Raw genomic sequence first — 22,582 nt, 5'->3', positions numbered from 1 at the left:
CGAACGTCGACACCGGGACGGAACCCGCACTACATCGAAGGATGCAGTGCGCTTTCGTCACCTGAGACGACGAAACGGGCCGCCGCGGGCGCCAGCCTGGAGGAGAACCGGAGAACCCGGAGAACGAGCGGAACGGAGAGACCCGTGATCGTCGCGATGATCATCGCGTGTGAGGTCGGTTTCTGGGTGCTGCTGGCGGCCGGGCTGGGCCTGCGCTACCTGGCGAAGATGCCCCGCCTGGGGGCCGCGGTCCTGCTGTGCGAACCACTGCTGGAACTCGTCCTGCTGGTCGCGACCACCCTCGACCTGAAGAACGGCGCCACCCCCGATTGGAAGCACGGGGTGGCCGCCCTCTACCTCGGCTACACCGTCGCCTACGGCCACTACACGGTGAAGTGGCTGGACGGCCACGCCGCCCACCGACTGGCCGGCGGGCCGAAGCCGGCCGGCGCCGGCCACGGCAGGGCGCGGGCCGTCCACGAGTGGAAGCTGTGGGTCCGCACCGTCGTCGCCGCATCCGTCGCGATCGCCCTGCTCCAGGCCGCCGTCTGGTACGTCGGTGACGCGGGCGACGTCAGCTCGCTCACGAGCTACCAGGGCGCGGCCCTGCGCATCGTCGGCATCCACGGCGTCATCGCCGTCTGCTACACGATCTGGCCGAAGAAGGCCCCGGCCGGAGCCGAACCCGACCGCGTGAAGACCGGCCCCTTCGCCTGACCGGCAGCATCCGAACGGCACCGGATCGGAGAGGGACCGGATCGGAGAGGGACCGGATCGGCGAGGGACGGCCTAACGCTCGCCGCCCGGGACCCACAGCACGTCCCCGACCTCCTTGTTGGCCACCCGGGCCAGGATGAACAGGAGGTCGGAGAGGCGGTTGAGGTAGGTGGCGGTCAGCGGGTTCATCACCTCGCCGTGCACCTCCAGCGCCGCCCACGTCGAGCGCTCGGCGCGCCGGACCACCGTGCAGGCCTGGTGCAGCAGGGCCGCGCCGGGGGTGCCGCCGGGGAGGATGAAGCTGCGCAACTTCTCGACCTGCTCCAGGAAGAGGTCGCAGTCCGCCTCCAGCTTGTCGATGTAGAACTGCTCGACGCGCAGCGGCGGGTACTCGGGCGCCTCGACGACCGGGGTGCACAGGTCCGCACCCACGTCGAAGAGGTCGTTCTGTACGCGGACCAGGACCTTCACGACCTCGTCCGGGAGCGCGCCCAGCGCGATGGCCGTCCCGATGGCCGCGTTGGCCTCGTTCGCGTCGGCGTACGCCGAGATCCGCAGGTCGGTCTTCTGCGTCCGGCTCATGTCGCCCAGGGCGGTCGTGCCCTTGTCGCCGGTACGGGTGTAGATGCGCGTGAGGTTCACCATGCGGCCAGGGTAGACCGGCCCGGTGGAGCCGGCGGAGAGCTGCTCCCGGGTGCGGGCCGGGTGAACTGGAGGGCTGTGCAGGGGTGCTGGGCCGTACCAGTGTGATGTCCGTCATCTGAGACGTGACGCGTGTTACTTCGCGGTCACACCGCCCTCCACGGACGCTAGTCTCCGCCGAAGAGGCTACGAGACTGGGCCGCGTGAAGAACTAAGGGGTGTGCAGTGGCTGGGAAGCTCGCCGTCATCGGTGCCGGACTGATGGGTTCCGGGATCGCTCAGGTCTCCGCTCAGGCGGGTTGGGACGTGGTCCTGAGAGACGTCACGGACGCCGCGCTGACCCGCGGTACGGACGGAATCAAGGCCTCGTACGACCGGTTCGTCGCCAAGGGCAAGCTGTCGGCCGAGGACGCCGAGGCGGCCCTGGGCCGGATCACCACGACCACCGATCTCGGTGCGGTCGCCGACGCCGACATCGTCGTCGAGGCCGTCTTCGAGAAGCTGGAGGTCAAGCACGAGATCTTCCGCGCGCTCGACGAGCTGGTGCGCGACGACGCGGTCCTCGCCTCCAACACCTCCGCCATCCCGATCACCAAGATCGCGGCCGTGACGAAGCGTCCGGAGCGGGTCGTCGGCGCGCACTTCTTCTCGCCCGTCCCGATGATGCAGCTGTGCGAGCTGGTGCGCGGCTACAAGACCAGCGACGAGACCCTCGCCACGACCCGGGCGTTCGCCGAGTCCGTCGGCAAGACCTGCATCGTCGTCAACCGCGACGTCGCCGGTTTCGTGACGACCCGTCTGATCTCCGCGCTGGTCGTCGAGGCCGCCAAGCTCTACGAGTCGGGCGTCGCCTCCGCCGAGGACATCGACATCGCCTGCAAGCTGGGCTTCGGCCACGCCATGGGCCCGCTCGCCACCGCCGACCTCACGGGCGTCGACATCCTGCTGCACGCCACCAGCAACATCTACACCGAGTCGCAGGACGAGAAGTTCGCGCCGCCGGAGCTGATGCGCCGGATGGTCGACGCGGGCGACATCGGCCGCAAGAGCGGCCAGGGGTTCTACAAGCACTGAGCACCGCGACAGGTACCGAGCACCACGGGCGGTACCGAGCACCACCGCAAGCTCCGAGCACCACCGTTCGAATGGCTTCACCCTCCGGGGTGAATTAGGTATCGGTTCGCTCACGGTCGGCAACTTCCCTGCCCGCGAGGCAGTCAGTTGCAGTGAGAGTTGCCGACCACGGGAGTCGGACCACACGCACGCAGTACAGCCGGGGAGTACACATGCACATCAGGGGCGACCACGCCGAACTCGCGGTCGGGGGTCGCCTCGACGTGCGCAGCGCGGCGGACGCCCGTACGGCCTTGCACAGTGCCCTCGACGACGGGCACGGCGACCTCGTGCTCGACCTGACCGGACTCGACTCCTGGGACGCGACCGGACTCGGCGTGATCATGGGAGCCCACCGGCGGGCCGGCCGGACCGGGCGGCGCCTCGTCCTGCGCGGGGTCCCCGCCCAGATGCAGCGCCTCCTCGTGGCGACCCGGCTGCACCGCATCCTCGCGATCGAGGGCGGGCTGGAAGCGGAGTCCCTGCCCCGGGTGTGACCCGGGGTGCGGACCGCCGTCGCGGGCCCGCGGCGCACGGCGCGCGGCGCACGGACGAAAATGGGCTGCGTCCCGCGCCCCCCTCCGCTTTCATGGCCGCATGGTGTCCACCGACCGGGCGCTGGCCTTCGCGGCCATGTCGTTCCTCCTGATCGTGATTCCCGGCCCCAGCGTGCTCTTCGTCATCGGACGGGCCCTGGCCCAGGGCCGCCGCGCCGCGCTCACCACGGTCCTCGGCAACACGATGGGCGGCTACGTCCTCGTCGTGGCCGTCGCCCTCGGCGTCGGGGCCGTCGTCGAGCGCTCGGTGCTCGTCTTCACGGCGCTCAAGCTGATCGGCGCCGGCTACCTCGTCTACCTCGGCGTCAAGGCGTGGCGCCGGCGCGGCGAGCTGCACGCCGACGTCACCGGCGACGCGCCCCCGGCGCGCGGCGGTCTGCGCACCCTGGGGGAGGGATTCGTGGTCGGTGTCGCCAACCCCAAGACGATGGTGTTCTTCGCCGCCGTGCTGCCCCAGTTCGTGGACCGCGCCGCCGGGAACGTGACGGCCCAGATGCTGCTCCTCGGCCTGGTCTTCAACCTGATCGCGATCGTCCTCGACAGTGCGTGGGGGCTGGTCGCGGCCGGTGCCCGCGGCTGGATCGCGGGCTCGCCGCGACGACTCTCCCTGGTGGGCGGCGTCGGCGGACTCACCATGATCGGTCTCGGCGTCACCGTGGCCGTGACCGGCCGGAAGGACTGACGCGGCGGCCCCGACGGCTCCGGCGGGAAACATAACGGTCCGGTGGTGAAGGCACCCCCAACGGTTCCCGCGCGACGGGCCACGGTCTAGGGTTCGGGCGGAAACCGGACCAGTAGCGACAGCGGCGAGCGAAGGCCGGGCGTGGACACGACGGCGACGGCGCGCGCGACGCGATCGGGGGACTTGGTCATGGACCGTACTCAGGAGCAGTCCGATCGGGACGACCCGGCAGCGGAACCGGCCGCCGCGCCGGCAGCGGAACGCACGCGGCACCGCACGGCTCCGGAGGGCCGCGGCGCCGGCGCGGCCCTCGTCCCGGCCGCCACGCCGCCCGCGCGGGTCGTCACCCTGACCGCGGGCACCTTCTCCCTCACCGTCAACCCCGTCGACGGCAGCGAGATCGAGCCCCTGCGCCCCGGCACGGCCAAGGGCCGCCCCGCCAAGCGCTCCGCCGCCGCCCGCGCCGCCCATGACACCGCCGGCCGGCCGCCCGCACTGCCGGGACCGCCGCTGCCCGCCCGGCCGCTCCTGGAGCGCGCCGAGGAACGGGAGCGCCTCGTACGCCTGCTGGGTCGCGGCCGCTCCGTACGCCTGACCGGTCCCGCCGGGTCGGGCCGCACCGCGCTCCTCGACTCCGTCGCCACCGCCTGCGCGGGCCTCGCCCCGGACGGGGTCGTCCGGCTCAGCGGCCACGGCCACCACCAGCCCGGCGAACTCCTCCAGGCGCTGTACGGGGCCGTCCACGACTCCGGCGACGAACGGCCCGACCGTACGGAACTCCTCGCACGGGTCGGGGAGATCGGCGCCATCGTGCTCCTCGACGACCTGGAACTGGGCGGCGCCGCCCTCGACGAGCTGCTGCGCGCCACCCCCGAATGCGCCTACCTGCTCGCCGCCACCCCCGACACGAAGGCTCCCTCCGACGACTCGCACCTGGAGGAGGTCTTCCTCGGCGGGCTCGGCAAGGCCGACTGCGTCCTGCTGCTGCAGGCCGCCACCGGACGGGCCCTGACGGAGGAGGAGACCGCCTGGGCCGGGGACCTGCGCTTCGCCTCCGAAGGGCTGCCGCTGCGCTTCGTGCAGGCGGCCGGACTGCTGCGCCAGCGCGACGAACTGAACCGGGCCACCGCCGAGGACGACGACGAGGAGCCCGGCGTCTTCGAGGAACGCCCCCGCGACCCCGCCCACGTACCGCTGCCCACCCTCGCCGAGGCTGCCGCCCCCGCCGAACTGCTGGCCTCCCGGGTCAGCGAGTCCGCCCGGGCCGCCCTGCGGATGGCCTGCGCGCTCGGCGGCGAGTTGCCGCACCACGCCCACCTCCCCGCCCTGGTCGGGGACACCCACGCCGACTCCGCCGTCGCGGAACTGCTCGGCTGCGGGCTGATCACCGAGGTCGGGCCCCGGTACCGGCTCGCCGAGGGCGTCGCCCGGCAGCTGGAGGAGGCCGGGTACGGGGAGACCGCCACCGAGGAGGCCCGGACCGCCGCCCGCCACTACGCCTGGTGGACCGGGCACGCCTCGGTGACCCCGGAGCGCGTCGCGGCGGAGGCCGACGCCGTGCTCGCGGCCCTGGCGGGCGCCGACGTGGTGGCCGCCGTGCTCCTGGCCCGTACGGCCGCCCCGGCCCTCGCGGCCTCCCTGCGCTGGGAGGCCTGGGAGCGGGCGCTGCGCGCGGGCGCCGAGGCCGCCCGCAAGGCGGGGGAGGTCGCCGAACAGGCCTACTTCCACCACGAACTGGGCGTCCTCGCGCTGTGCGAGGGCCGCCTCGACCGGGCGCGCGCCGAACTGGAGGCCTCCATCGGGCTGCGCGGCGCGCTCGCCGACAAGCGCGGGACGGTGGCCGGACGCCGGGCACTGGCCCTGGTCACCGACCGGGAGGCGGCCGGGGCCAAGGCTTCACCGCCGCTGCGGCTGGAGCCGCCGGCGCCCGGCGCCGCCACCGTCGCCCCGTCGCCCCGCCCGTTCGCCGCCCCCACTCCGAAGGCGGTGACCGCCCCCGCTCCTCGACCGGCGCTGCCCTCCGGCGCCGCCGCCACGGCCGCCGCGCCTCCGGCCTCCGCGTCGCCCGCCGCCGCGCTGCCCGCCGCGCCGGCCCGGGTGGAGGCGAGCACGCAGGTCATCCCGGTCATCCGTGGCACGGCCCCGGTCACCGGACCGGCCCCGGCGACCCTGTCCGAGGTCTTCGAGGACGCGTTCCCGCCGCTGACCAAGCCCGCTCCGGCGACCGTCCCCGTACCCGTCCCCACCCCGGGGTCCGAGCGGGAATCCCGCCGCAAGACCGTGCTGCTGGCCGCCGCCGGGGTGCTGACGGTCGCCGCGCTCGGCACGGTGATCGGCCTGGCCCTGACCTCGGGGGAGGGGGAGGACGACGCACCCGTCAAGCCGGCGGTGTCCTCGACCCCCACCCCCGTGGCCACGGATCCGCCGACCGTGCCGGGCACGACCGGGACCGACCCCGCGCCCGAGCCGGGTACGACGCCCCCGCCCGCGGAGTCGCCCGGCCCCGAGGAGGCCCCCGGCGAGTCCGGGGACGGAGCCCCGCACACCGGCCCGACGCCGCGCACGACACCGCCGCAGCGCCCCGGGATACCCCCGGTCACCCCGCGCCCCCCGGTCAGGCCGAAGCCGACCCCGACGCCCCCCACGTCCCCGGGCCCGGACCCCGAGCCGGGCACCCCGACGCCCACCGTCACCCCGACGGTGCCCGAGACGCCGACGGCGACCGCCACGACCCCGGCCACGAGCCCCGCGAGCGTGAGCGCCTCGGCCGTCGAGGGCTCCCCGACGGCCACCACGACGTAGCGTCCCCACCGCGACGCGGTGTCCCGGTCCAGGACACGGCGAAGGCCCCCGGAAACCGCTCCGGGGGCCTTCGCCGTGTCCGACGTCCGACGCACTGCCGCGCGTCGAAAACAGGGGGGGGGTCAGAACAGGCGGAGCTTGTCGTCCTCGATGCCGCGCATGGCGTTGTAGTCGAGCACCACGCAGTCCATGCCGCGGTCGTTCGCGAGCACGCGCGCCTGCGGCTTGATCTCCTGCGCCGCGAACACGCCCCGGACCGGGGCCAGATGCGGGTCGCGATTCAGCAGCTCCAGGTAGCGGGTGAGCTGTTCGACGCCGTCGATCTCGCCGCGGCGCTTGATCTCCACCGCCACCGTCGCGCCGGAGGCGTCCCGGCACAGGATGTCGACGGGGCCGATCGCCGTCATGTACTCGCGCCGGATCAGCGTGTAGCCCTCGCCCAACGTGTCGATCCGGTCGGCGAGCAACTCCTGGAGGTGCGCCTCGACGCCGTCCTTGATGAGACCGGGGTCGGTGCCCAGCTCGTGGGAGGAGTCGTGGAGGACTTCCTCCATGGTGATGATGAGCTTCTCGCCCGCCTTGTTGACGACGGTCCAGACGCCCGCGTCGTCACCGCTCCCCTCCTTGAGGGTGCACGGGGGCGACATCCAGTTGAGCGGTTTGTACGCCCGGTCGTCCGCGTGGATCGAGACACTGCCGTCGGCCTTCACGAGGATCAGACGGGGTGCCGAGGGCAGATGGGCGGTGAGCCGGCCCGCGTAGTCGACGGAGCAGCGGGCAATGACGAGACGCATGGTCGGCAACGCTACTCGACGGATGCGCCTCCACGCGATTCGCCCCTGAAAGCCCCGTTCGCCGATGGCGCGTTGTATGCGCATTCTCCTGGTGCGGTACCCGGTGGGCGCCTACCGTGGTGAGCGGGAGGTCGTCGAGCGTGCACTCTGCGTCGCGATCTCCTTCCCTGCCCGTAAGGCTCCGGCAACCCAACGGCCGGGGTCACGAGAGGAGAACCCATGTCGCTCGACGTCTCACCGGCCCTACTCGAACAGGCCGAGCGAGGCGAGGTCGACGAAGCCGCCTTCGTCGACTGCGTCCGGACCTCCCTGCCCTACGCATGGGAGATGATCAGCTCGTTGACGGCCCAGCTGGAGGTTGAGGGCGGAGAGTTCGCCGACAACCAGACGCCGCCGCCGGACGAGCAGGCGCGCGGACAACTGCTGCGCGCGCTCGCGAGTGACGCGATACGTGGCGCGCTGCAGCGGCACTTCGGGGTGCGCCTGGCCTTCCAGAACTGCCACCGCGTCGCGGTCTTCCCGCTGGATTCCTCGTCGGACGAGAGGCACGCCCGGTTCACCTCGATCCGCGGCCAGCTGCTCAACCAGTCGCCGGAAATGCGGGACTGCTAGCAGGACCGGTACTTCGCTGCCGCTCCGTGTCGCGGGAGGTGCGACTGACACCGGAGCGGCAGCCCAGGCCGGGTCGACCGGTGCTCAGGCCCCGGCCGCGTCCAGGCGCGGCAGCACCTCGGAGCCGAGGCGCCGTACGTTCTCCTCCGTCGCGGCGAGGTCGCCGGAACCTTCCGTGAGCAGGGCGAAGCGCGTGATCCCGGTGCGTTCCGAGGTCGCCGCGAGCCGGTCCGCCGCCAACCTGGGGGTTCCGACCGGATGCAGGGCGCACAGCAGTTCCGTGTAGGCGACGGGATCGCGCATCGCGCGCTCCCGACCGTCGACCGTGACGTGCGCGTCCAGTCCCTGACGGAACCAGCCCGGCATCGCCTTGACCAGGGTCTCGCGGGCGTCCGCCGTCCGGTCCGCCAGCTGGCAGACGCCCGCCGAGACGTGTCCGGCGGCCCGTACCGCCTCGGGCGGGTGCCCGGCCGCCAGCGCGGTCTGCCGCCACATGGCGACCATCGCGGCCTTGTCCTCGTCGCCGCAGTGCATGCCCAGCAGCATCGGCAGTCCGCGCTGCGCGGCCGTGCGCACCGACGCCGGGGACGTGCACGCGACGATCACTTCCGGCCCAGTCCCGTCGCCGTCCAGCGCCTCGTCCGGGCGGGGTACGACGGCCACCTCGCGGAAGGCGTGCCGAGGGCCGGTCGCGCCCACGCGCGACTCGGTCAGCCAGCGCCGCAACAGGTCGAGGTCCTCGGAGAAGCCGCTCTCGTACGCCTCCAGGCCGCCCCCGAACACCTCCAGGTCCACCCACGGCCCGCCCCGGCCCACCCCGAGGGTGAACCGGCCCCCCGAGGTGACGTGCAGCAGGGCCGCCTGTTCCCCGAGGGCCACCGGATGCGTGCTCGGCAGCACGCTCACCGCGGTCCCCACCCGCAGCCGCCGGGTCCGCCCCAGCAGCAGCGCCGCCAGGGTCACCGCCGACGGGCACACCCCGTACGGCACGAAGTGGTGCTCGGCCAGCCAGACCGAGTCCAGCCCGGCCTCCTCGGCCACCTCGGCGGTCCGCACCGCCCGGTGCAGTGCCTCCCCCTGACCCTGGCCCGGAAACTGGGCCGCCAGTACAAACGCTCCTACGCGCATCGCCCTTATCCTCCTCGCGGCTGACGCGGCCTCCCCCAGGTGGACCGACCCGCTGATGACATCAACGTCTGATGGCAACAACGTCTGACACGTGCCAAAGGCACGGCCTCACCGGAAAGTTATTGAGATTGTCGGGCCGGTCCGCCGGAGCCGTCCGGCCATCTCCGGCAACCCTGCGGGTACCCCGGCTCGCTGCGCGTAGTCTGGGAGAAAGTCACTGCCCGCCGCCCTTTCGTGAGGTATACGTGTCACCGCGCCACAACCGCCCCAGGGGCGGCGAGACCCCGGACGAACGACCCGCCACCGGCCTCGACCGGTTCGGGCTGGAGCGGACCGAGGAGTACCAGGGCGAGGAGTGGAAGGTCCGGCACGTGGCGGGCGCCGCCGCGGCGGGCAAGCGCTACCGCTGCCCGGGCTGCGACCAGGAGATCCCCTCCGGCACCCCGCACCTGGTGGCCTGGCCCGAGTACGGCGGCGTGGACGACCGGCGGCACTGGCACAAGGCCTGCTGGAACGCGAAGGACCGTCGCACCACGAAGGTGCAACGGTCCCGCAACGCGCCCCGGTACTGACGGACGGGCCGACCGGCCGCGCCTCAGACGTCCCGGCGCCGCACCACGACGTACGAGGCGGCGATCGCGACCCCCGTCACGGTGAGGAGCACCAGCAGTTGGGCCCCGTTCCCGGGGACCCGCGATCCCTCGATCGTCGCCTCGTCCTGGAGCCCGAAGAACTGGACCAACGCGAGCGGGGCGTTGTAGCGCAGGACGGCCGCCCCGATCCCCGCCGTCGAGGGCCAGGCGGTCAGGATGGAGCCGAGCACGGGCGGCAGGGTCACCACGCCCAGCATCACGGCGATGCCGCCCGCGGAATGCCTTACGAGCGCGCCGACGGCGAGCGCGAGGACCCCGAGCAGGGTGACGTAGAAGCAGCCGCCCAGCGCGCCCGCCCACGCCGAGACCCATCGGGATCCGTCGGGCGACGCCTTGTGCACCAGGGCGGCGGACAGGCCGACGACCGCCACCGAGCCCACGATGACGGCGAAGGACACGGCCCCGAAGACGAGGTACTTGGCGGTGAGCACCCGCGTCCGCTCGGGGGCCGCGGTGAAGGTGGTGCGGATCAGTCCGGTGCCGTACTCGGAGCAGATCGTCAGCACGCCGAGGACGATCACGGCGACCTGGCCGACCATGAGGCCGAAGAGGGCCGGCCCCGTGTAGGGCGTCTTCATGTAGTCCGCGCCCCGGGTCTGGACGATGGCCAACAGGCCGACGCCGACGACCAGGGCCACCAGGGAGCCGAGCGTCCACAGGGTGGAGCGCACCGAGGTCAGCTTCGTCCACTCCGAGGCCAGCGCGTGGCCCAGGTGCGGGCGCGGGGTGGGCATCGGCGAGGTGTAGCCCGTGGTCGGGTCGGGGCGGCCGGTCATCTGTGGTCCTCGGAGGTGCTCTGGGCGTTCTCGGGCGTCCGGGCCGGGTCGCCCTGCCGTACGGCGGGGGCGAGGTCGGCGGCGCTGCCGGGCATCAGGAAGGGCTGTCCACCCGCCGCGGGGGGTGGGGGAGCGAAGAAGCTCGCGGCGGTCTCCGTCGGGACCTCCGTGACGGCCGCCTCCTCCTCCCACTCGGGGACGCTCAGCGGTTCGGGTTCCCACAGCTCGGCGCGGGGGTCCTCGGTGGAGGTGTACTCCAGGGAGGACTGCGTCATCCGCATGTACGCCTCCTCCAAGGAGGCCCGGTGCGGGGACAGCTCCCACAGCCGTACCCCGCTCTCGTGGGCGACGTCGCTGATGCGGGGGAGGTCCAGTCCGGTGACGCGCAGTGCTCCGTCCGTCTCCTGGAGGACGCGGGCGCCCGCCTTGACGAGCGCCGTGCCGAGCGCGGACCGGCCGTCGGGGCGGTCCGCGGCGGGACGGACCCGTGCGAATCCGGCCGAGTTGTGCGTGATGAAGTCGTGGGCGCTCATGTCGGCGAGCAGTCGGCCCCGGCCGATGACGATCAGGTGGTCGGCGGTCAGCGCCATCTCGCTCATCAGGTGCGAGGAGACGAAGACGGTGCGGCCCTCGGAGGCGAGCTGACGCATCAGGTTGCGGACCCAGAGGATGCCCTCGGGGTCGAGTCCGTTGACCGGCTCGTCGAAGAGCAGGACCTGCGGGTCCCCGAGGAGGGCGGTCGCGATGCCCAGGCGCTGGCCCATGCCGAGGGAGAAGCCCTTGGTGCGCTGTCGGGCGGCGTCCTGGAGGCCGACCACGCCCAGTACCTCGTCCACCCGCTTCTCGGGGATCCCGGAGAGCTGGGCGATGGACAGCAGGTGCGTGCGGGCCTTGCGGCCGCCGTGCATGGCCTTCGCGTCGAGGAGGGCGCCGACGTGGCGCTGGGCGTTCGGCAGCTCCCGGAAGGGGGAGCCGTTGATCGTGACGTGACCGGAGGTGGGCCGGTCGAGGCCGAGGATCATGCGCATGGTGGTGGATTTGCCGGAGCCGTTGGGCCCCAGGAAACCGGTGACGTGACCCGGCTTGACCTGGAACGACAGCTGCTCGACGGCGGTCTTCGCGCCGAAGCGCTTGGTCAGGCCGACTGCCTCGATCATCGTGCTGCCCCTTGCCAGGCCCGGAGGGCTCTCGTCCGTATGAGCCTTAAGAGGGTATCGAGCCTACGTCGGTTCCCACCCGGACCGAACCCCTGAGCTGCCCCTGAGATCCGGATCCGGGATGTCCCGTAGTACCGGGGGCGTCCGTCGTACGACGGACGCCCCCGGGTCACGCGCTGTCCTTCATGCCCGGGTCAGGCGTCGCGCTTCTTCAGCACCACGTAGCCCCCGAGTACCGCGGCGAGGGTCCAGAGCACCATGATGCCGAGGCCGCCCCACGGCCCGTACGGCGTTTCGCCGCTGTCCATCGCGCCGGGCACCACCTGCATGATCTTGGAGCCTGCCTGGTCCGGGAAGTACTGCGCGACCTTCCGGGTCGTCTCGACGGCTCCGAGGATGGTCGAGACGAGGAAGAAGAACGGCATCAGGATGCCGAGCGCCAGCATCTGGCTGCGCAGGATGGCGGTCACGCCCATCGAGAACAGCGAGATCAGCGCCATGTAGAGGCCGGCGCCGATCACCGCCCGCAGGACGTTCTCCTCGCCGATGCCGATGCTGCGGTCGCCCAGGACGGCCTGGCCCAGGAAGAACGAGATGAAGCTGGTCAGCAGGCCCACGACGAGCGCGAGCGCCGTCGCGACGGTGAGCTTGCCGAACAGGAAGCTCGCCCGCCCCGGCACGGCGGCCAGCGAGGTGCGGATCATGCCCGAGTTGTACTCGCTGCCGACCACCAGGACACCGAAGACGATCATCGCGAGCTGCCCGAGGGTCATGCCCGCGAAGCTCGCGAGGGTGGGGTCGAACGTGACCTGCTGTTCCTTCGGCATGTCGTCGAAGGTGGAGTTGAACAGCGCGCACAGCGCGGCGCTGATGCCGACGGTGACGACGAGCGCGGAAGCCAGCGTCCACGTGGTGGAGGCGACCGTGCGGATCTTGGTCCACTCGGAGCGGAGGACTGCGGAGAAAGCCATGATCACTCGCCGTCCTTGCGCGTCGCGTCGAATCCGGCGCCCCATGCGGGGGCGTCCACCGGACCCGGGGTGTGGCCCACCGGCGGGCCGGGCACGCCCGGCGCGTGGGCGTGGTACTCGACGGAGTCCGCCGTCATGCGCATGAACGCTTCCTCCAGTGAAGCCCGTTGCGGGCTGAGTTCGTGCAGCACGATCTGGTGCTGGGCGGCCAGCTCGCCGAGCTGCTCCGACCCCACGCCGTCGATCTCCAGCGCACCGGTGGCCGGCACGCTGACCGCGGCGATCCCGGCCTGGTGCAGGACGTCCTTGAGTCGCTCCTGCTGCGGCGAGCGCAGCCGTACGAAACTCCGCGAGTTCTGCTGGATGAAATCAGCCATCGACAAGTCGGCAAGCAGTCGGCCTTGCCCGATGACCACCAAATGGTCCGCGGTCAGCGCCATTTCGCTCATCAAGTGGGAGGAGACGAAGATCGTCCTTCCTTCCGAGGCCAGGCCCTTCATGAGATTGCGGATCCAGAGAATTCCCTCGGGGTCCAGACCATTGACGGGTTCGTCGAACATGAGGATCTCCGGATCCCCGAGCAGTGCGGCGGCGATTCCCAGCCGCTGCCCCATCCCGAGCGAAAATCCTTTCGACTTCTTCTTGGCCACGGCCGTCAACCCGACCAGGTCCAGTACCTCGGACACCCGGCTCTCCGGGATCCGGTTCGACTGGGCGAGGCAGAGAAGGTTGTTGTACGCACTGCGCGCGCCGTTCATGGCTTTCGCGTCGAGCAGCGCTCCGATGTACTTCAAAGGCTCCGGCAGGTCCCGGTAGTGCTTGCCGTCGATCCTGACCGTCCCACTGGTGGGGTTGTCGAGGTCGAGCATCATGCGCATGGTCGTGGACTTCCCGGCCCCGTTGGGGCCGAGGAAGCCGGTGACCACCCCCGGTTTGACCTGGAAGCTGAGGTGGTCCACGGCGGTCTTCGCGCCGAATCGTTTGGTAAGGCCCTCAAGCTCGATCATGCCGACACGCTAGAACGCCGAAGGGCCGTACGCCACCTCAAACGGGTGACATACGGCCCACGAACCCACTGTTTCGCTACCGGCGCGCAGCAACTGCCTTCGGGAGGAAGCCCTAGCGGCTCTGCTGAGCCGGAACGCCCCGGGTCACCGGCTCGTCGTCGATCGGCGAACCCGCGGCCGCGACGGCCGCACCCGTCAGCGTCGCCAGCATCTCGCGGACGTTGGTCAGCTGCGCGTTGATGGAGTCGCGACGGTTGGTGAGCGCCGCCAGCTCGCGCTCGGACTCGCTGCGGATCCGGTCGGCCTTGGCGTTGGCGTCGGCCACGATGTCCTCGGCCTGGCGCTGCGCGGTCTCCACGGTCTGGCGGGCGCGGCGCTCGGCGTCCGTACGGAGCTTCTCGGCCTCCAGGCGGAGCTGCTCCGCGCGGTGCTCGATCTCCGCCAGGCGCTTCTCGGCCTTCTGCTGGCGCGAGGCCAGGTCCCGCTCCGACTGCTCGCGGCGCTTGGCCAGGTTGGTCTCGAAGTCCGCGGCGGCCTGGGCGGCCTTGGCGCGGGTCTCCTCGAACAGCGCGTCGGCCTCCTCGCGCTTGGAGGCCGCGTCCTTCTGCGCCTCCGCACGCAGGGTGGACGCGTCGCCCTTGGCCTTCTCGACGATGCGGACGCCCTCGTCCTCCGCCTTCGACTTGCGGTCCGACGCGAACGACTCGGCGTCGTTGCGCACCTGCTGCGCCGCCGACTCGGCCAGCTCCCGGTGCTGCTCGGCCGCGCGACGGGCCTCCTCGCGCAGGTCCTTCGCCTCCTCCTCGGCCAGCCGCAGGATCTTCTCGACCCGGGCGCCGAGGCCGGCGTACGACGGCTCGGCGTCGCTCACCTGGGCCTGGGCGTTCTGCGTTTCGAGGTGCAGCTCCTCGATCCGCTTTTCCAGAGAGTTGATACGTCCTAGGGCGCTGTCGCGGTCGGAGACCAGCTTGGTAATGCGGTCGTCCACCTGACCGCGGTCGTAACCACGCCGCACGAGCTCGAAGCCGAAGGGGGAGTGAGAGTCGCTCATGGGGTTCCTGTCGAATGAGACCAATGAGGTGCTACGTGAGGTGTTAAGGGGAATCCTAGGCGCCCGGGCGGCGTGTCATCGAGTCAATCCGGGTTTGCCCTGGACAATGACACCCCTTTTGAGTGGCAAGGCGACAGATTGCTGGTCACTCGTCCGCCTGAACCTTCATCAGGAGCACACATCGGCAGCACACATCATGAGTGGCAACTACCCCTCTGATGCCTTGCCACCCGAACGAGTGGAACCCGCTGTTGCGCCGGCCTTCACGCCCCCCGCGCCCTGGCCGCCCAACAGGGGCTTTCCGCCACCCGAAGGTGCCTCGAATGATTCCAACGCCTCAAGAACGTCCTGGACACGGGAGATCTCGGCCTGAATGTCCTCGCGCCTGCGCACCAGGACCTCCAACTCCCGCCGGCCCTCGTCGACCAGGCGCTCCGCCTCCGCGCGGGCCTCCGACAGCGCCGCCTCGGCGATCCGCACCAGCTCGGCCTTCTTCGTCTCGGCCTCCTTGAGCAGGGCCTCGGCCTTGCGCACCGCCGCGATCCGGACCTTCCCGGCCTCGCTGCTCGCGTCCGACACCAGGGCCTTGGCCTTCGTCTCGGCCTCGACGCTCTGCTCGGTCGCCGCCCGCACCAGCTTGTCCACGCGCTCGCCCGCGGACTTCATCTGCTCCGCCGACTCCCGACGGGCCCGCTCGTGCAGCTCCTCGACCTCGGACTCGACCCGGGAACGCAGCTCCTCCGCCCGCTCCCTTATGGCGGCCGCGTCCGTGCGCGCACCGACCAGCAACTCGTTCGCGTCCGTACGGGCCTTCTCCACCGTGGAGTTGCCCTCGACGGTGGACTCCGCCGTGATCCGCTCGGCCTCCTTGCGGGCCGCGTCGACCATCGCGTCGGCCTGCTCCTCGGCCGCCGTGGTGGCGGCCAGGGCCTGGCGGCCGGCGTCGGCGGTGAGCTTGTCCGCCTCCGCCGAGGCCTCCGTGATGAGTCGGTCGACCTGCTCAGCGGCCTCGCTGCGCCGCTTGTTGGCCGCCTCCCGGGCCTCGTCCAGCAGCCGCTCGGACTCCTGACGGGTCCGCGTGCGGGTGCGCTCGGCCTCGGACGCCGCCTCCGCCTTGACCCGCTCGGCCTCCGACCGGGTACGGGTCGCGTGCTCCTGCGCCGAGGACAGCGACTCCGCCGCCTCCGCGCGCAACCGCTCGGCCTCGTTGCGGGCCTCGCCGACCGTGCGCTCGTTGTCCTTGCGGGTCTGCTCGGTGAGCTTCTCCGACTCCGACACGGCCTCGGTGATGAGCCGGTCCGCCTGCTCGGCGGCCTCGGTGCGCAGCCGGCCGGCCTCCGTACGGGCTTCGTCGAGCGTCTGCTCGGCGTCCCGCTCGGCCGCGGCCAGGGTCTCGTTCGCCGCGATCGTGACGCGGTCGGCCTCCGCGGTGGCCTCGCCGATGATCCGGCCGCCCTCCGTGCGGGCCTCGTCCAGGGTGTTCGCCGCCTCGGCGAGCAGCCGCTCCGCCTCCGCGGCGGCCACGCCGACGGTCGCCTCGTTCGCCGCCCGGGTCTCCTCGACCAGCCGGTCGCCCTCGGTGCGCGCGTCGACCAGGATCCGCGTCGAGTCCCGCTCGGCGGCGGCCAGCGACTGCGCCGCCTGCGCGGTGAGCCGCTCCGCCTGCGCGGTGGCCTCGCCGACGGTCGCCTCGTTCGCCGCCCGGGTCTCCTCCGTGAGGCGCTCGGCCTCGGCCGCCGCCCCGGTGACCAGTCGGTCCGCCTGCTCGGCGGCCTCCGTACGCAGCCGGCCGGCCTCCGTACGGGCCTCGTCCAGGGTGTCCGCCGCCTCGGCGCGGGTCGCGTCCGCCGCGGCCACCGCCTCCGCGGTCAGCCGCTCGGCCTCCGCCGCGGCCTCGCCGACGGTGACGGCGTTCGCGGCCAGGGTCTCCGTGGTGATCCGCTCGGCCTCCGACGTCGCCTCGGCGACGATCAGGCCGCCCTCGGTGCGCGAGGTCTCCAGGGCCTCCGCGGCCTCGCCGCGGATCCGGTTCGCGTCGTCCCGGGCGTCCGCCCTGGTCCGCGCCGCGTCCCGCTCCGACGCCGCCAGGGCGTCCGTCGCCTCGGTGCGCACCCGCTGGGCGTACTCCGCGGTGTCGGCGCGCAGTTGCTCGGACTCGGCGATCGCGTCGCCGACGGTGCGTTCCGCCAAGGCCTTCGCCGCGTCCGTCTCGACCCGGGCCTCGTCGCGGACGCGGGCCGCGTCCTCGGCCGCGCGCTCGCGTTCCGCGCGGGCGTCGGCGCGGACCCGGTCCGACTCCTGCTCCGCCTCGGTGCGCGTACGTTCCGCCGCGTGCTCGGCGGCGCTGCGCAGCCCGGCGATCTCCTCCTCGGCCTGCTCGTGCAGCCCGGCCACGGCGTCGCGCACCTGCTGGGCGGTGGCCTCGGCCGCCGCGACCACCTCGGAAGCGCGCCGCTCGGCCTCCTCGGTCAGCCAGACCGCCTCGGCGGTGGCCTCCTCGGAGCGCTTGCGGGCCTGCGCGAGGAGTTCCTCGCTCTGCTCGCGGGCCTGCGCCCGCTCGTTGCCGGCGTCCGTGCGGGCCGCCGACAGGGTCTCCTCGGCCTCCCGGCGCCGCCGGGCAGCCTCCTCCTGGGCGGCCGACAGGGCCTCGGCGGCCTCCGCCGCGACCCGCTCGGCAGCCGCCTTGGCCTCGGCGCGCAGCCGGTCCGCGGTCTCCTGCGCCTCGGTGCGCAGCCGCTCCGCCTCGACCTCGGCCTCGCCGCGCAGCCGTACGGAGACCTGCTCGGCCTCCGCGCGGACCCGCCCGGCGTCGTCCGCCGCGTCGGTGCGCAGCTGGTCGGCCTCCGTCTGGGACTGGGACTGAAGGGTACGGATCCGCTCCGCCGACTCGGCGCGCAGCCGGTCGTTCTCCTCGGTGGTCTCCTTGCGGACGGCCTCCGCCGCCGCGCGGGCGTCGCGCAGCGTCTGCTCGGCCGTCGTCAGGCGGGCCTCGGCGTCCGTGTGGAGCCGGACCAGCTCCGCGTCGGCCTCCTCGCGCTTCGCGGCGAGGGCCTGCTCGGTCTCCTCGCGCCGGGCACGGGCCGCCGCGTCCGCCTCGGCGGCCACGGCCTGCGCCTGCTCCTCGGCCTCGGCGCGCAGCCGTTCGGCCTCGGCCCGGGTGCGCTCCAGGGTCTCCTCGGCCTGCCGGCGCAGGGTGCCGGCGCGTTCCACGGCCTCCGCGCGGACCCGCTCGCTCTCGGCGGTCGCCCCGCCGCGCAGTTCGTCCGCGTCGGCCTTCGCCTTGCCGAGGAGCTCCTCGGCGGTGCGGGCCGCCTCCTCGATCTGCTGGACCGCCTCGCGACGGGCCTCCCCGCGGATCCGCTCGCCCTCGGCGACGGCCTCCGCGCGCAGCTGTTCGGCCTCGCCGCGCAGCCGGCGGGCCTCCTCCTGGAGCTCGACCGTACGGGCCCGGTACTCCTCGGTGTCGTCCTTGGCGGCGCCCTTGAGCTCGTCGGCCGTGGTCGCCGCCTGAAGGCGCAGCCGGTCCGCCTCGGTCTCCGCCTCGCGGCGGATCCGTTCGGCCTCCTCGGACGCGGCGCGGGTGGTGGCCCGGGCGTCCTCCGAGGCCTTGTTCAGTACGTCCTCCGCGGTGCGCGCGGCCTTCGCCAACTGCGCCGCGGTGTCCTCGGCGGCGGCCGTACGGGCCTGCTCGCCGGCCTCGGTGCGCAGCCGCTCCGCCTCGGCACGGACATCGGCCAGCGCCTGTTCGGCCTCCGCCTTGAGGGCCTCCGCCTCCTTGGTGGCCTCGCCGACCAGCCGGGCGACCTGCTCCTTGGCGGTCCGGGTGCGCTGCTCGTTGACGGACTCCACCGAGGCCAGCTGCCGGGCGGCGCTCTCCTTGGCGTCCGACAGGAGGGTCTCGGCCTCCGAGCGGGCCGCGCGCAGCGCCCCGTCGGCCTCCTGCACCCGGGCCTCGGCCACCCGGCCGAGGTCCATGGTCTGCTGCCGGGTCTGCTCGGCCTCGGCGGTGGTGGTGCTCCGCAGCCGCTCCGCGTGCTCGGTGGCCTCCTGGGCCTGGGTGGAGGCGGCGGCCAGCAGCCGCTCGGCCTCCTTGCGGGCGCGCAGCAGCGTGGACTCGGCCTCGCCGCGGGCGGTCTCGGTGTCGGCGGCGAGCCGGCGGCGGGCCTCCTCGACGGTCCGGGCGGCCTCGGCGCGGGCGGCGTTCAGCGCCTGCTCGGCCTCGGCGCGGGACTCGTCCATGAGCCGGCGGGCCTGGGACTCCGTACGGGCGCGCAGTTGCTCGGCCCAGGCGACGTTCTCGTTGACGTGCGCCTCGACGGTCTGGCGGCGCTCGTTGAGCTCCTGGTCCAGCCGCTGGCGTCGGTTGACCGCCTCGGAGTGCAGCTCGGCCTGCAGGCGCGCCTGGTGCTCGGCGTGCTCCTGGAGGATCCGCTGGGTCTGCGCCCGGGCGTCACGCAGCTCGCGCTCGGCGTCGGAGCGCATCTGGTCGGCCTGGATCTGGGCATTGCGGAGCAACTGCTCCGCCTGGTAGCCCATGTCCGCGCCGTCGTAGGCAGGGCGGGACGCGAGATTGCGGCGTACCTCATGGAGCTTGGCGCGCAGCACCTCGACCTGGTAGCCCAGGTCTTCCGCGTGCTGGACGGCCTTCCCGCGCTCCTTCTTCAGCCGCTCCATCTCGGCCTCGAAGCGCGAGAGGTGGTCGGCCTCGGCCTGGTGGCTCTCCTGGCTTTCGTAGCCCCGCACAGCGCGGTCCCATCCGTCCCCTGGTCGCAAGCTCATTCCCAAATGAGCATCGCTCGCCCGCTGAACGACGCCCCCGGGGGAATGGTGTCAGATACCGGGGCAGGGGTCACAGGCCCCGACCTCGTCTCCGCACCGAACCCCGGCCGAGCCATGGCCACTCTACCGGCCGGGGAATCGGGACATCAGTGCGCTCTCGATGAGGTGCTCGCCTCCGGTCCCCGGGAGCGTCCCCGCGGGCGGAACCGAATGCGAGGTTCGCGGCGTTCGTCCGGGCTCGTGGGGTCAGTGGGAGGCGGTCGGGTCCTCGGGCTTGGAGGTGACGAGTTCGGTGAGGACCCCGTGGCAGTCCTTCGGGTGCAGGAAGGTGATCCGGGAGCCCATGGAGCCGATGCGGGGCTCGTCGTACAGGACGCGGACGCCCTTGCCGCGGATGGCCTCGGCGTCGCCGTCGACGTCGGCGGTGCCGAAGGCGATGTGGTGGACGCCCTCGCCGTTCTTGGCGAGCCACTTGCCGACGGCCGAGTCCTCGCGGGTCGGCTCCAGCAGCTGGAGGTACGAGGCGCCGCCGTCGGAGGTCTCGTTGATCTTGAGCATGGCCTCGCGGACGCCCTGTTCCTCGTTCACCTCGGAGTGGAACACCTCGAAGCCGTACGTGGCACGGTAGAACTCGACGGTCTTGTCCAGGTCGAAGCAGGCGATCCCGATGTGGTCGATTCTTGTCAGCATGGGAACACTTCACCGCCGAGGAGGGTGGTCACGCAACGTGCCAGCGATCACACCGGCTGCCCGGTGACTGCGCGGGTACTGCTCAGTACATTCAGGTAAACCCTCGTTCACTCCTCAGCTTCCCTTGTTGAAAGGGGATCCGCCTCATGTCCGGATCGAACAGCACCACTTCCGTGATCGTCGCCGGGGCCCGCACGCCCATGGGACGCCTGCTCGGCTCGCTGAAGTCCTTCTCGGGAGCCGACCTCGGCGGTTTCGCCATCAAGTCCGCGCTGGAGCGGGCCGGGATCTCCGGCGACCAGGTCCAGTACGTGATCATGGGCCAGGTGCTCCAGGCCGGTGCGGGCCAGATCCCCGCCCGCCAGGCCGCCGTCAAGGCGGGCATTCCGATGAACGTCCCGGCGCTCACCATCAACAAGGTCTGCCTCTCGGGCCTCGACGCCATCGCGCTCGCCGACCAGCTCATCCGAGCCGGTGAGTTCGACGTCGTGGTCGCGGGCGGCCAGGAGTCGATGACCAACGCCCCGCACCTGCTGCCGAAGTCCCGCGAGGGCTTCAAGTACGGCGCCATCGAGATGCTCGACGCGATGGCCCACGACGGCCTCACCGACGCCTTCGAGAACATCGCGATGGGCGAGTCCACCGAGAAGCACAACACCCGCCTGGGCATCGAGCGCGCCCCGCAGGACGAGTTCGCCGCCGCCTCGCACCAGCGGGCCGCCGCCGCGCAGAAGAACGGGATCTTCGAGGCCGAGATCACCCCGGTCGAGATCCCGCAGCGCAAGGGCGACCCGGTGCTGTTCTCCTCCGACGAGGGCATCCGCCCCGAGACCACGGCGGAGTCCCTCGGCAAGCTGCGCCCGGCCTTCGCGAAGGACGGCACCATCACCGCCGGCACCTCCTCGCAGATCAGCGACGGCGCCGCCGCCGTGGTCGTGATGAGCAAGGCGAAGGCGGAGGAGCTCGGCCTGGAGTGGATCGCCGAGATCGGCGCCCACGGCAACGTGGCCGGCCCGGACAACTCGCTCCAGTCGCAGCCCTCGAACGCGATCGCGCACGCCCTGAAGAAGGAGGGCCTGGAGGTCGCCGACCTGGACCTGATCGAGATCAACGAGGCCTTCGCGGCGGTCGCCGTGCAGTCAATGAAGGACCTCGGCGTGACCCCGGAAAAGGTGAACGTCAACGGTGGCGCCATTGCCCTGGGGCACCCGATCGGCATGTCCGGCGCCCGCGTCGTGCTGCACCTGGCCCTGGAGCTCAAGCGCCGCGGCGGCGGTGTCGGCGCGGCCGCGCTGTGCGGTGGCGGCGGTCAGGGCGACGCCCTCGTGATCCGCGTTCCGAAGGCGTAGGTGCCCGTATGACGACGGTGGACGTCCCCACGCTGGTCGCGCAGGCCCGCGAGGGCCGGCCGCGGGCGGTGGCCCGGTTGATCTCACTGGTCGAGGGGGCGTCGCCGCACCTGCGCGAGGTGATGGCCGCCCTGGCCCCGCTGACCGGCGGAGCGTACGTGATCGGCCTGACCGGTTCGCCCGGCGTCGGCAAGTCGACGTCGACCTCGGCCCTCGTGTCGGCCTACCGCAAGGCCGGCAAGCGGGTCGGGGTGCTCGCCGTGGACCCGTCCTCGCCCTTCTCGGGCGGGGCGCTCCTCGGCGACCGGGTCCGGATGTCGGACCACGCGGGCGACCCGGGCGTGTACATCCGCTCCATGGCCACCCGGGGCCACCTGGGCGGTCTGGCCTGGGCCGCCCCGCAGGCCATCCGGGTGCTCGACGCGGCCGGCTGCGAGGTGATCCTGGTCGAGACGGTCGGGGTCGGGCAGTCGGAGGTGGAGATCGCCTCGCAGGCCGACACCTCGGTGGTGCTGCTGGCGCCGGGGATGGGTGACGGGATCCAGGCCGCGAAGGCCGGGATCCTGGAGATCGGCGACGTGTACGTGGTGAACAAGGCCGACCGGGACGGCGCGGACGCGACGGCCCGGGAGCTCAACCACATGCTGGGCCTGGGCGAGGCCCGCGGCCGGGACGACTGGCGACCGCCGATCGTCAAGACGGTCGCGGCCCGCGGCCAGGGCATCGACGAACTGGTCGAGGCGCTGGAGAAGCACCGGGCGTGGATGGACGAGCGCGGGGTGCTGGCCGAGCGCCGGGCCGCCCGCGCCGCCCGCGAGGTCGAGACGATCGCGATCACCGCGCTGCGGGCCCGGCTGGCCGACCTGCACGGCGACGCCCGGCTCGACGCGCTCGCGCGCCGGGTCGCGGAGGGCGAACTGGACCCGTACGCGGCCTCCGACGCGCTGCTGGACAGCCTGACGGAGGGCTGAACGCCGTTCGGGGCGGGGCGGGGGGGGGGGGGGGGCCCCCCCCCGCGGGGGCGGGGGGGGCGGGGGGGCCCGGGTACGTGGCGAGGTGCGCGGGTAACTCGCGCCGCGCGAACACGGAATTCTCGGAGGGG

19 protein-coding genes are annotated in these 22,582 nt (G+C 72.7%); 9 read left to right on the top strand and 10 right to left on the bottom strand.

The window, feature by feature from the left end; genetic code table 11:
• Positions 1-144 precede the first annotated feature (144 nt).
• Positions 145-717: a hypothetical protein gene (locus ACFY0I_RS28135; protein WP_388901057.1), complete on the top strand. Its 573-nt coding sequence runs from the start codon at positions 145-147 to the stop codon at positions 715-717.
• 72 nt (positions 718-789) lie between these two features.
• On the opposite strand, the gene ACFY0I_RS28130 is transcribed toward ACFY0I_RS28135, so the two are convergent.
• A complete protein-coding gene (locus ACFY0I_RS28130) occupies positions 790-1,362 on the bottom strand; it encodes a cob(I)yrinic acid a,c-diamide adenosyltransferase (protein WP_388901055.1) in 573 nt (190 codons plus the stop codon).
• A 222-nt stretch (positions 1,363-1,584) separates the two neighbouring features.
• Between ACFY0I_RS28130 and ACFY0I_RS28125 the strand changes: the two genes are divergently transcribed.
• The 4 genes from ACFY0I_RS28125 to ACFY0I_RS28110 all read left to right on the top strand — a co-directional run bounded on the left by ACFY0I_RS28125 (position 1,585) and on the right by ACFY0I_RS28110 (position 6,513).
• The gene (locus ACFY0I_RS28125; protein ID WP_388901054.1) at positions 1,585-2,433 is read left to right on the top strand and encodes a 3-hydroxyacyl-CoA dehydrogenase family protein; all 849 of its coding nucleotides are present in this window, start codon (positions 1,585-1,587) and stop codon (positions 2,431-2,433) included.
• Between the two features lie 212 nt (positions 2,434-2,645).
• Positions 2,646-2,969 carry an STAS domain-containing protein gene (locus ACFY0I_RS28120; RefSeq protein ID WP_281209083.1) on the top strand — a complete coding sequence of 108 codons (324 nt, stop codon included), beginning with the start codon at positions 2,646-2,648 and terminating at the stop codon, positions 2,967-2,969.
• A 100-nt stretch (positions 2,970-3,069) separates the two neighbouring features.
• On the top strand, positions 3,070-3,711 hold the full coding sequence (locus ACFY0I_RS28115; RefSeq protein ID WP_388901052.1) for a LysE family translocator: 642 nt from the start codon (positions 3,070-3,072) through the stop codon (positions 3,709-3,711).
• Between the two features lie 189 nt (positions 3,712-3,900).
• Positions 3,901-6,513 carry an ATP-binding protein gene (locus ACFY0I_RS28110; protein ID WP_388901051.1) on the top strand — a complete coding sequence of 871 codons (2,613 nt, stop codon included), beginning with the start codon at positions 3,901-3,903 and terminating at the stop codon, positions 6,511-6,513.
• A gap of 122 nt (positions 6,514-6,635) precedes the next feature.
• Here the strand turns inward: ACFY0I_RS28110 and nucS are convergent, their stop codons facing one another.
• Positions 6,636-7,307 (bottom strand): endonuclease NucS, encoded by a 672-nt coding sequence (nucS, locus tag ACFY0I_RS28105; protein WP_356875545.1) that lies wholly within the window; start codon positions 7,305-7,307, stop codon positions 6,636-6,638.
• Between the two features lie 219 nt (positions 7,308-7,526).
• On the opposite strand from nucS, the gene ACFY0I_RS28100 reads away from it, so the two are divergent.
• Positions 7,527-7,919, top strand: a complete 393-nt coding sequence (locus ACFY0I_RS28100) for an SCO5389 family protein (protein WP_281209691.1) — start codon at positions 7,527-7,529, stop codon at positions 7,917-7,919.
• Between the two features lie 84 nt (positions 7,920-8,003).
• On the opposite strand, the gene ACFY0I_RS28095 is transcribed toward ACFY0I_RS28100, so the two are convergent.
• Positions 8,004-9,047, bottom strand: a complete 1,044-nt coding sequence (locus ACFY0I_RS28095) for an LLM class flavin-dependent oxidoreductase (protein ID WP_388901050.1) — start codon at positions 9,045-9,047, stop codon at positions 8,004-8,006.
• A gap of 245 nt (positions 9,048-9,292) precedes the next feature.
• Here ACFY0I_RS28095 and ACFY0I_RS28090 point away from each other — a divergent pair, with 245 nt between their 5' ends.
• Positions 9,293-9,619, top strand: coding sequence for an ATP/GTP-binding protein (locus ACFY0I_RS28090; protein ID WP_388901049.1), 327 nt, complete (start codon positions 9,293-9,295; stop codon positions 9,617-9,619).
• Between the two features lie 23 nt (positions 9,620-9,642).
• Here ACFY0I_RS28090 and ACFY0I_RS28085 read toward each other — a convergent pair whose 3' ends face one another.
• From ACFY0I_RS28085 to mce, 7 genes are all read right to left on the bottom strand, one after another.
• Positions 9,643-10,476 (bottom strand): ABC transporter permease, encoded by an 834-nt coding sequence (locus ACFY0I_RS28085; RefSeq protein ID WP_388901048.1) that lies wholly within the window; start codon positions 10,474-10,476, stop codon positions 9,643-9,645.
• The gene (locus ACFY0I_RS28080) at positions 10,473-11,633 is read right to left on the bottom strand and encodes an ABC transporter ATP-binding protein (protein ID WP_388901047.1); all 1,161 of its coding nucleotides are present in this window, start codon (positions 11,631-11,633) and stop codon (positions 10,473-10,475) included. The genes ACFY0I_RS28085 and ACFY0I_RS28080 overlap by 4 nt, the downstream gene beginning before the upstream one ends.
• A 194-nt stretch (positions 11,634-11,827) precedes the next feature.
• Complete coding sequence (locus ACFY0I_RS28075) at positions 11,828-12,604, bottom strand: ABC transporter permease subunit (RefSeq protein ID WP_388901046.1); 777 nt, start codon at positions 12,602-12,604, stop codon at positions 11,828-11,830.
• Positions 12,605-12,606: 2 nt separating this feature from the next.
• Positions 12,607-13,611 (bottom strand): ABC transporter ATP-binding protein, encoded by a 1,005-nt coding sequence (locus ACFY0I_RS28070; protein ID WP_388901044.1) that lies wholly within the window; start codon positions 13,609-13,611, stop codon positions 12,607-12,609.
• Between the two features lie 112 nt (positions 13,612-13,723).
• Complete coding sequence (locus ACFY0I_RS28065) at positions 13,724-14,662, bottom strand: cellulose-binding protein (protein WP_388901042.1); 939 nt, start codon at positions 14,660-14,662, stop codon at positions 13,724-13,726.
• Positions 14,663-14,869: 207 nt separating this feature from the next.
• Complete coding sequence (scy, locus tag ACFY0I_RS28060; protein WP_388901040.1) at positions 14,870-19,405, bottom strand: polarized growth protein Scy; 4,536 nt, start codon at positions 19,403-19,405, stop codon at positions 14,870-14,872.
• Between the two features lie 282 nt (positions 19,406-19,687).
• Entirely contained in the window at positions 19,688-20,131 is a 444-nt protein-coding gene (gene mce / locus ACFY0I_RS28055; protein WP_319192680.1) for a methylmalonyl-CoA epimerase, read from the bottom strand.
• Between the two features lie 146 nt (positions 20,132-20,277).
• Between mce and ACFY0I_RS28050 the strand changes: the two genes are divergently transcribed.
• Together ACFY0I_RS28050 and meaB are read left to right on the top strand one after the other, a co-directional pair.
• Positions 20,278-21,480: an acetyl-CoA C-acetyltransferase gene (locus ACFY0I_RS28050; RefSeq protein WP_388901038.1), complete on the top strand. Its 1,203-nt coding sequence runs from the start codon at positions 20,278-20,280 to the stop codon at positions 21,478-21,480.
• Positions 21,481-21,488: 8 nt separating this feature from the next.
• The gene (gene meaB, locus ACFY0I_RS28045; RefSeq protein WP_388901037.1) at positions 21,489-22,451 is read left to right on the top strand and encodes a methylmalonyl Co-A mutase-associated GTPase MeaB; all 963 of its coding nucleotides are present in this window, start codon (positions 21,489-21,491) and stop codon (positions 22,449-22,451) included.
• Positions 22,452-22,582: the final 131 nt, after the last annotated feature.

The organism is Streptomyces sp. NPDC001568, assembly GCF_042893755.1.
In the GTDB taxonomy this organism is placed as follows: domain Bacteria; phylum Actinomycetota; class Actinomycetes; order Streptomycetales; family Streptomycetaceae; genus Streptomyces.
This window is presented reverse-complemented; position numbering and strand designations above follow the sequence as displayed.